Below are 8,659 nucleotides of genomic sequence, written 5' to 3'. Positions count from 1 at the left end.
AGCGTCACGGGAGAGTGGTGCGCAAAGCGCTCCACCACAGCATCCACCACCGTCATCGCACACCTCCTGGAATCCGGTGTGTCAGAGGTGGCAGCGTGCTCGCTTCCCGCGCACCTTGAAAGAGGTGGGCTTAAATAGCGCTCGCGCTCATGCCGTGTTTCACCCGGCGCAACAATCGCGCGGCCACAATGCCGGGCGCGGGCGCGCGGTTGCGCCGCGAGGAGGTGCGAGGATGGATAACAAGTTCTCCGCGATGCAGGCTTATGTGCGGGTGGTCGAGGCCGGCACCTTCACCCGGGCGGCGGAATCGCTGGGGCTGCCCAAGCCGACCGTGACGCGGCTGATCCAGGCGCTGGAGACGCACCTGCAGACCAAGCTGCTCAACCGCACCACGCGGCGCGTCACGGTGACGGCCGACGGCGCCGCCTACTACGACCGCGCGCTGCGCATCCTGGGCGAGCTCGATGAGCTGGAATCGAGCATGTCGCACGCCAAGATCAACCCGCGCGGGCGGCTGCGCATCGACGTGGCGGCCTCGGTGGGGCAGTTGCTGCTGATCCCGGCGCTGCCCGACTTCCACGCCCGCTATCCCCACATCCAGATCGACCTGGGCGTGAGTGACCGGCCGGTGGACCTGATCGGCGAGAACGTGGACTGCGTGCTGCGCGGCGGCGAGATCACCGACCAGTCGCTGGTGGCGCGGCGCATCGGCGAGTTCCACACCATCCTGTGCGCGACGCCGGACTACCTGCAGCGCCACGGCGTGCCGCTCCATCCGCACGACCTGGAGAACGGGCAGCACCACGTGGTCAATTACCTGTCGCACCGCACCGGGCGACCTTACCCGCTGGAGCTGGCCAAGGGCGAGGAGCGCATCGAGCTGCGGCCCCGGCATGTGGTCTCGGTCAACGACAGCGGCGCCAACCTCATCGCCGGGCTGGCCGGGCTGGGCATCGTGCGCACCTCCACCTTCCAGGCCCAGCCGCACATCGCCAGCGGCGCGCTGGTGCCGGTGCTGCTGGACTGGTGCGCGCAGAGCATTCCCATCCATGTCGTCTATCCGCCGAACCGGCACCTGAGCGCCAAGCTGCGCGTGTTCGTGGACTGGGTGGCCGACCTGTTCGCGCGCAGCGACCTGATCCTCAAGCGCTGCTGCCTGCCGCTGGGCCCGGAGCCGGCCTGGACCCCCTGCACGGCGGGCCTGGCGCCGCAGCCGGCACGCGAACTGCCCGCGGGCCAGGCGGCCTGCAGGGCACCCGGTACGCCCGTCGGCCGATCACAAGCCAAGGAGACAGCATGAAGTCACGAGCCATGGTCCTGGCGGCGGCAAGCCTGCTGGCCGCGCTGGCGGCACCCGCCGCGGCGCAGAAGGTGCTGAAGGTGGGCATCGGGCTGTCCGACGACCACCCGCAGGGCGTTTCCGTCAAGAAGTTCGGCGAGCTGCTGTCGCAGAAGACCGGCGGCAAGCTCACGGCCCGGCTCTACGCCGGCGGCGCGCTGGGCAACGACGTCACCATGATCTCGGCGCTGCGCGGCGGCACGCAGGAGATGGTGGTGCCCGACACCTCCACGCTGGTGAGCCTGGTCAAGGACTTCACCGTGCTCAACCTGCCCCTGACCTTCCAGACCGAGCAGGAAGCCGACGCGCTGCTCGACGGCCCCTTCGGCCGCAAGTTGCTGGATCAACTGCCGGCCAAGGGCCTGATCGGGCTGGCCTTCTGGGAGAACGGTTTCCGCCACGTCAGCAACAGCCGCCGGCCCATCACCAAGGCCGAGGACTTCGCCGGGCTCAAGATCCGCGTGGTGCAGAACCCGCTGTTCATCGACACTTTCAATGCGCTGGGCGCCAACGCCGTGCCCATGCCCTTCACCGAGCTCTACACCGCGCTGGAGCAGAAGGCCGTGGACGGGCAGGAGAACCCCACCGCCACCATCCTGGCCAGCAAGTTCTACGAGGTGCAGAAGCACGTCGTGCTGTCCAAGCACATCTACAGCGTGTGGGTGCTGCTGCTGTCCAAGAAGACCTGGGACGGGCTCTCGCCCGACGAGCAGAAGGCCGTGCAGGAGGCCGCGCGCGAGGCCACGGCCTTCGAGCGCAAGACCATCCGCGACTTCAGCCAGAAGGCCATCGCCGAGCTGAAGAAGCAGGGCATGCAGGTGACGGAGCTGCCGGCCGCCGAGCAGGACAAGCTGCGCCAGAAGCTGCAGCCGGTGGTGGCCAAGTACAGCAAGGAGGCCGGCGAGGCCACGGCCAAGGAGATGTTCGCGGAGCTGGAGAAGATCCGGGCCAAGAAGTAGCCGCCGCGCCGTCGCTGGCCACGGCTGGATGGCTCACACCAGCCCGGCCGCGCCCAGCTCCTTCTTGACGTAGGCGTAGTACAGCGGCGCGGCCACCAGCCCCGGCACGCCGAACACCGTCTCGGCCGCGAACATCGCCGCCAGCAGCTCCCACACGCCGGTGCTGGTCTTGGAGCCCACCACGCGGGCGTTGATGAAGTACTCCGCCTTGTGGATGCCGATCAGGAAGGCCAGGCACGCCAGGCCGACGAAGGGCGACACCGACACCCCCACCAGCGTCATCACGACGTTGACCACGAGGTTGCCCACGATGGGCACCAGGCCGAACACGAAGGTCATGCCCACCAGCGCGTAGTCGTAGGGCATGTCGATGCCGAACAGCGGCAGCGCGCCGAGCAGGAACAGCGCCGTCAGCACCGCGTTGAACATGGCGATCCAGAACTGCGCCGCCACGATCTGGCGGAAGGCATCGATGAAATGGAACGCGCGCGCCGCGATGGCGGCCGACAGGGGACGGCGCGACGCGGGCGGCCGGCGCGTGGCCAGCAGCGCGCCGATGATCAGGCCGACATAGGCCAGCAGCAGGCCATGCAGCCAGGTCCGCCCCATGGAGGCGAGGTGGCTGGCCTGCGTGCGCAGCTGCGCCGCCAGCAGCTCCTGGATGCCCGCCACGCCCTCGGGCAGGTAGCGCACGATCTCCGGCGGCAGCTTTTCGCGCATCTCCAGGATGGTGTTGGCCAGGTGGTTCAGCAGCGCCTGGTACTGCTGCACCGCCAGCAGCGAGTAGCCCTTGGCGTTGAGCATCAGCAGGCTCAGGCCCAGCAGCGGCGCCACGATGACCAGCGTGGCCGCCAGCCACGGCGGCAGGCGCATCGGGCCGGTGGGCATGCGCGTCAGCGCGCGCGTCATCAAAAAGCTCACGCACACTGCCAGCAGGCCCGGCAGCAGCCCGGCCGTCAGCGACAGCGCGCACAGCACCGCCACCAGCACGAAGCTGGCGGCCTGGACCACGCGGTGCGTGAGCACGCCGTCGGCGGGAATGGGGTCGTTGTCGTTGCTCATGCAATGTCAGGGAGTATCGGCGCCCCGGGCGCGGCCATGAGGTTTTCACACTGCGCCGAAGATGCGGTTTTTTCGACTGGAAGCATCGAAAACTGCGCATTGTTCCGAATTATCGCCGCTCTCAGAATCGGGCTTCCTTCATCAACTTGGGAGAGCGAATTGGGTCTTTTCGATATGTTCAAAGGCGATTCCGGTGAAAAGATGACGCCGCATTTGGCGTTCGCCACCAGCCTTCTGTACATGATGTCGGCTGACGGCGAGATGGATCACGAAGAGATCGGCCACCTGCTGGCCGTGCTTGGTGGGCAAGAGAACAGCGACGGTTCCGTTGGCGTGGGGGCCCAGAACCAGGCGCTGCTGGACAACGCGCTGAAATACCGCCGCAAGCACTCGGTCGACGAGTTCCTGAAGGAGGCGGCGCCGCTGCTCAGCGACGCGCAGAAGATGTGCATCCTGGTCAACCTGATCGACTCCTCGCTGTCGGATGGCCAGCCCGAGCCCGAGGAGCAGGTGGTGTTCGGCAAGTTCCTGCAGGCCTTCGGCGTGTCGGAAACCCGCTTCAAGCCGTTCTTCGAGGTGATCGTGCTCAAGAACGACCGCTCGGTTTTCACGCAGCAGGACCATCCCAAGAACCAGGCCGGCTACCAGGTCAAGCTCAGCGTGCCGGCCTGAGCACGCTTGGCGCGCCGCGCCTGACCGCAGTCGGCGCGCCGCTGGATGCCTGCTCAACCGGCCCGCCGAGCGGCGCGCAAGCCGGCACCGCGCCTGCTTGCGCGGCGCCTCGGGCGCGGCGCCGCGGCCGAGGGACAGCGCCCACAATCGCGGCATGTTTACGAAGAAGTTGCAGAGGGCCCTGGCCATCCTGGGCGGGGCTGCCCTGCTGCAGGGCGCCGTGGCCTGGTGGGCGATCAACGTGGCCACGGACCACGTGCATCGCGGCCGCGTGGCCAGCGACGTCCTGCAGGGCTTCCTGGAGCTCTCCGCCACCAAGCAGCGGCTGCGCGCGTGGCTGCTGCAGGCCCTGGTGCGCGGCGATGCCGACGTCCAGGTGCGCGATGGTCTGCTGGCCGACATGGTGGGCACGCTCACGCGGCTGCAGGGCATGGCGGCGCGGGCCTCCGATCTGGAGGCGGGCGATGCCGACATGGCCAAGGAGCACCGCGAGCGCCAGGAGGCCCTGGCCGTGCTGGAGCGCAGCGTCGGCGAGCTGCGCGTGGCCATGGCCGGCGTCGATGTGTCGCCGGGCCAGGCGGACGCCATGGCGGCATGGGGACAGCTGAGCCGCGTGTTCGACATGTCGCAAGGACGCGACCTGCGCACCCTGCTGGCCGAGAACATCGCCCGTGAGCGGCTGGCGGTGGAGCACCGCCGCTCCGCCGCGGACCGCTCGCTGGCGCTGGTGCGCGGCGTGGCGCTGGGGGCGACGCTGATGCTCGCCAGCGCCGCGGCGGTGCTGGCGCTGTATCTGGCCCGCGCGCTGCGGCGTCCGCTGCAGGAGCTGCGCGGCGGGGCCGAGGCGCTGCAGCGCGGCGAGCTCGGCCACCGCATCCCGGCGCAGCGCCAGGACGAGTTCGGCGATGTCGCGCGCACGATGAACGACATGGCCATGGCGCTGGAGAAGCACCAGCAGCGCGAGGCCGAGGTGCGCCACAGCCTGGAGGAGCTGGTGCAGCTGCGCACCGCCGAGCTGCAGCAGGCGCTGCACGTGGTGGAGGTGATGGACGCGCGGCGCCGCCAGCTCTTTGCCGACATCAGCCACGAGCTGCGCACGCCCACCACCGCCATCCGCGGCGAGGCCGAGATCACGCTGCGCGGCCGCGACAAGCCGGTGGACGAGTACAAGACCGCGCTGCTGCGCATCGCCGACGCCTCGCGCCACCTGGGCTCGGTGATCGACGACCTGCTCACCATCGCGCGCAACGACATCGACACCCTGTCGCTGCACCGCGAGCCGCTGCTCATCGACAGCGTGCTGGGCGAGGCGCTGGTGCAGGCCCGGGCGCTGGGGCGCGAGCACGAGGTGAGCATCGAGCTGCAGCCGGCGCCGCCCGGCGAGCCGCCGATGATCGTGGCCGGCGACGCGCAGCGCCTGCGCCAGGCCTTCATGGTGGTGCTGGACAACGCGGTGCGCTATTCGCATCCGCAGGGCCGCGTGCGCGTGGCGGCCGGTGCGATGCCGCAGGCCCAGGGAGCGCTGCGCTGGCAGCTGCTGGTGCAGGACGAGGGCATCGGCATCCCGCCGCAGGACCTGCCGCGGGTGTTCGAGCGCCGCTTCCGCTCCGAACGTGCCCGCCAGCACCGGCGCGACGGCAGCGGGCTGGGCATGAACATCGCGCAGGTGCTGGTGCGCGCCCATGGCGGCGAGATCAGCGTGGACAGCGCCGATGCCGGCGGCACGCGGGTGTGCATCCGGCTGCCGGCGTCGCCGCAGGCCTCGAACCCCGCCGCCGCGGCGCAGGAGATGGCATGAGAATCCTGGTGGTGGAGGATGACGCGCGGGTGGCGGACTTCCTGGAACGCGGGCTGCGTGCGGAGGGACATCAGCTGCAGGTGGCCCGCACCGGGCCGGACGGGCTGGAGGCGGCGCGCGCGCTGTGGCAGGAGGTGCGCGCCACGCAGCAGCACGCCGTGGTGCTGCTGGACCTGAACCTGCCCGGGCTCGGCGGCCTGGCGCTGTGCCAGACGCTGCGTGCCGAGGGCTGCGCGCTGCCGGTGCTGATCCTCAGCGCCATGGACACGGTGGAGGACCGCGTGACGGGGCTGCGCCTGGGCGCCGACGACTACCTCACCAAGCCCTTCGCGTTCGAGGAGTTGCTGGTGCGCATCGAGGCGCTGGCGCGGCGCTCGCGCGAGTGGACCCCTTCGTCGCCGATGCAACTGCAGGTGGCCGACCTGGTGCTGGACCGCGCCGCGATGCGCGCCACGCGCGCGGGGCGGCCCATCCACCTCACCGCCAAGGAGCTGGCGCTGCTGGAGCTGCTGATGAGCGCCCCGGGGCGGCTGTTCAGCCGCGAGCGCATCCTGGCCAATGTCTGGGGCATGCACCAGGACCCGCTGACCAACGTGGTGGACGTCTACATCCGGCGCCTGCGCGCCAAGGTGGACGAGGGCTTCGAGCTGCCGCTCATCCACACCCTGCGCGGCCTGGGCTACCGGCTGGAGGCCGGCGCGGCGCCGTAGCGCTCAATGCGCATCGGCGAAGGGCAGCGACGAGTGGTGCACGACGATGCGCACCTGGCCCTTGTCGTCCTTCTTGAAGGTCCAGGTCTTGTCCACGGTCGTGCGCTTGCCGCTCTTGTCGGTCATGGTCACGTGGCCCATGGTGGTGGCCGTGTCGCCGTTGAGCAGGATGCCGGCGTTCCTGACCTCCACAGCGCGCCAACCCTTGAGCGCGAAACCATGGTCGCCGGGATAGGCCGGGTCGCCGCCCACGAAGTACGACACCGCGCCCTGGCGCGTGGTGCGGAAGGTCTGGTCGCCGGAAGCCATGGTGGGCTTGAACAGCACCGGGCCGACCTGATAGGCGTAGGCCGAGTCGATCACGGCCGTGGCGGTGGCCTTGGCGCGGTTGAGGCCGCCTTCCTCGTAGTCGCGGGCGATCTTCACCAGGGCGTCGCCCCAGGCCTTCTGCGCGGCCAGCACTTCGGCTTCGGAGATGGTGACGTCATGGGCCAGGGCCAGGCCGCTGGCCAGAGACAGGGCGAGGGCGGCGAGCTTGATGGAGGGACGCATGGTCAGGGAACTTGCCGGGTTGAACACGGCGGCCATTGCAACCGACGGGCTTGAAAGCCCGCTGACCGCCGGGTGAGCCGGGCATGACGGCCAGATGAACGCCAGATGACGGCGCCGCGCCCGGCCCGTGCGCCGCGGCGGCCTCAGACCGGCTGCGCCGAGCGCGGCAGCCCGAACACGCGGTCGAAAGCCCAGGTGAAGGCGAAGGTGTAGGCGAGGAAGAACAGCAGCAGGCCGATGTCCATGACCAGCGCCTGCCACAGGCTCACGCCCAGCCACCAGGCCATCAGCGGCACCAGGATCACGCTCAGGCCGCCCTCGAAGCCGATGGCATGCGCGATGCGCCGGCGCAGGCTGCGGCCGCGCACCGCCTGGCGGGCCTCCCACTGTTCGAAGGCACGGTTGAACACCACGTTCCACACCATGGCGATGGCCGAGGTCGCCACGGCCAGCGCGCCGGAGGACCCCGCGTCCGCGTCGGACATCAGCATCAGCCCCAGGGTGACGACAGCGATGGCGATCGCCTCGTACAGCCCCACGTAAACCACTCTTCTCAGCCTTCCTTGCATCGCTTTGCTCCGTTGAGCGCGGCACTTTATGTCTGAGAAGCTGATATAAAAAGTCAACTCATATCAGGGTGTCTGAAAGATGGCCTTCGGCGGCAATGAGGTCGAGATGTTCCTGGCCGTGCTCGACCATGGCTCCTTTTCCGCGGCGGCGCGGGCGCTGGGGCGGGTGCCTTCGGCCGTGAGCATGGCCATCGCGCAGCTCGAAGCCGAGCTGAACCTGCAGCTGTTCGACCGTAGCGGCCGTGAGCCGCGCCCGACGCCGCAGGCCTTGTCGCTGGCGCCGCAGGTGCGGCTGCTGGCGGCGCAGCGCCGGCAGCTGGAGGTGCATGCGCTGGCGCTGACACGCGGGCTGGAGGAGTTGCTGACCATTGCCATCGCCCCCGAGCTGCTGGCCGCGCCGTGGAACACGGCGCTGGCGACGCTGGCCGGGGAGCATCCGCTGCTGGAAGTCGAGGTGCTGGCCGCACCGCAGGCCGACGCGCTGGCCATGCTGCACAGCGGCCGCGCGCAACTGGCGCTGGTGTTCGAGCGGCCGAGCCTGGACGGGCGCGAAGGCTTCCAGGAGGTGGCCAGCGAGAGCCTGGTGGCGGTGATGGCGCCCTCGCACCCGGTGCTGCAGGCCGCGGGCGCGGCCGGGCTGCGCGAGGAGCATTTGTTGAGCACGCGCCAGATCGTCGTTGCCAGCCGCGACCGCTCGCAGGTGGATGCGCGTTTCACCTTCGGGCGGCACCGCTGGCGCACGGACACGCCGGTGGCGGCGCTGAGCCTGATCAGCGCCGGGCTGGGCTGGGGCTGGCTGCCGCGCAACTTCGTGCGCCGTCAACTGGAGTCCGGGCAGCTTGTGGAGCTGCCGCTGCAGAACCTCTCCAACGATTTGCAGCTCTGGGTGGACGTGGTCTGGTCCAAGGAGCGTCCGCTGGGGCTGGCGGCGCGGCGCTTCGTCGAGCACATCAGCGGCCGACCGCCCGGGCCGCCGGCCTGAGCCGAGGCGCGCGGCC

At 69.9% G+C, this 8,659-nt stretch carries 9 protein-coding genes; 6 read left to right on the top strand and 3 right to left on the bottom strand.

Annotated elements, in window-relative coordinates; translation table 11 throughout:
- The first annotated feature begins 232 nt into the window (after nucleotides 1-232).
- Nucleotides 233-1,300, top strand: coding sequence for a LysR family transcriptional regulator (locus HHL10_RS28470; protein WP_169163813.1), 1,068 nt, complete (start codon nucleotides 233-235; stop codon nucleotides 1,298-1,300).
- The gene (locus HHL10_RS28465; protein ID WP_169163812.1) at nucleotides 1,297-2,298 is read left to right on the top strand and encodes a TRAP transporter substrate-binding protein; all 1,002 of its coding nucleotides are present in this window, start codon (nucleotides 1,297-1,299) and stop codon (nucleotides 2,296-2,298) included. The genes HHL10_RS28470 and HHL10_RS28465 overlap by 4 nt, the downstream gene beginning before the upstream one ends.
- A 33-nt stretch (nucleotides 2,299-2,331) precedes the next feature.
- Here HHL10_RS28465 and HHL10_RS28460 read toward each other — a convergent pair whose 3' ends face one another.
- The gene (locus HHL10_RS28460; RefSeq protein ID WP_205833265.1) at nucleotides 2,332-3,360 is read right to left on the bottom strand and encodes an AI-2E family transporter; all 1,029 of its coding nucleotides are present in this window, start codon (nucleotides 3,358-3,360) and stop codon (nucleotides 2,332-2,334) included.
- Nucleotides 3,361-3,534: 174 nt separating this feature from the next.
- Between HHL10_RS28460 and HHL10_RS28455 the strand changes: the two genes are divergently transcribed.
- The 3 genes from HHL10_RS28455 (at nucleotide 3,535) to HHL10_RS28445 (ending at nucleotide 6,540) form a co-directional block, all read left to right on the top strand.
- Nucleotides 3,535-4,032, top strand: a complete 498-nt coding sequence (locus HHL10_RS28455; RefSeq protein ID WP_375138993.1) for a tellurite resistance TerB family protein — start codon at nucleotides 3,535-3,537, stop codon at nucleotides 4,030-4,032.
- 154 nt (nucleotides 4,033-4,186) lie between these two features.
- Complete coding sequence (locus HHL10_RS28450) at nucleotides 4,187-5,830, top strand: sensor histidine kinase (RefSeq protein ID WP_169163811.1); 1,644 nt, start codon at nucleotides 4,187-4,189, stop codon at nucleotides 5,828-5,830.
- On the top strand, nucleotides 5,827-6,540 hold the full coding sequence (locus tag HHL10_RS28445) for a response regulator transcription factor (RefSeq protein ID WP_169163810.1): 714 nt from the start codon (nucleotides 5,827-5,829) through the stop codon (nucleotides 6,538-6,540). The genes HHL10_RS28450 and HHL10_RS28445 overlap by 4 nt, the downstream gene beginning before the upstream one ends.
- 3 nt (nucleotides 6,541-6,543) lie before the next feature.
- On the opposite strand, the gene HHL10_RS28440 is transcribed toward HHL10_RS28445, so the two are convergent.
- Entirely contained in the window at nucleotides 6,544-7,092 is a 549-nt protein-coding gene (locus tag HHL10_RS28440; protein ID WP_205833264.1) for a metal-independent carbonic anhydrase family protein, read from the bottom strand.
- A gap of 143 nt (nucleotides 7,093-7,235) precedes the next feature.
- Complete coding sequence (locus HHL10_RS28435) at nucleotides 7,236-7,661, bottom strand: PACE efflux transporter (RefSeq protein ID WP_169163808.1); 426 nt, start codon at nucleotides 7,659-7,661, stop codon at nucleotides 7,236-7,238.
- A 79-nt stretch (nucleotides 7,662-7,740) separates the two neighbouring features.
- Between HHL10_RS28435 and HHL10_RS28430 the strand changes: the two genes are divergently transcribed.
- Nucleotides 7,741-8,643 carry a LysR family transcriptional regulator gene (locus tag HHL10_RS28430; protein ID WP_169163807.1) on the top strand — a complete coding sequence of 301 codons (903 nt, stop codon included), beginning with the start codon at nucleotides 7,741-7,743 and terminating at the stop codon, nucleotides 8,641-8,643.
- Nucleotides 8,644-8,659: the final 16 nt, after the last annotated feature.

It is taken from the genome of Azohydromonas caseinilytica (assembly GCF_012927045.1).
Lineage (GTDB): Bacteria > Pseudomonadota > Gammaproteobacteria > Burkholderiales > Burkholderiaceae_C > Azohydromonas > Azohydromonas caseinilytica.
The sequence above is the reverse complement of the archived record's forward strand: the minus strand, read 5'-3'. Positions and strand labels throughout refer to the sequence as shown.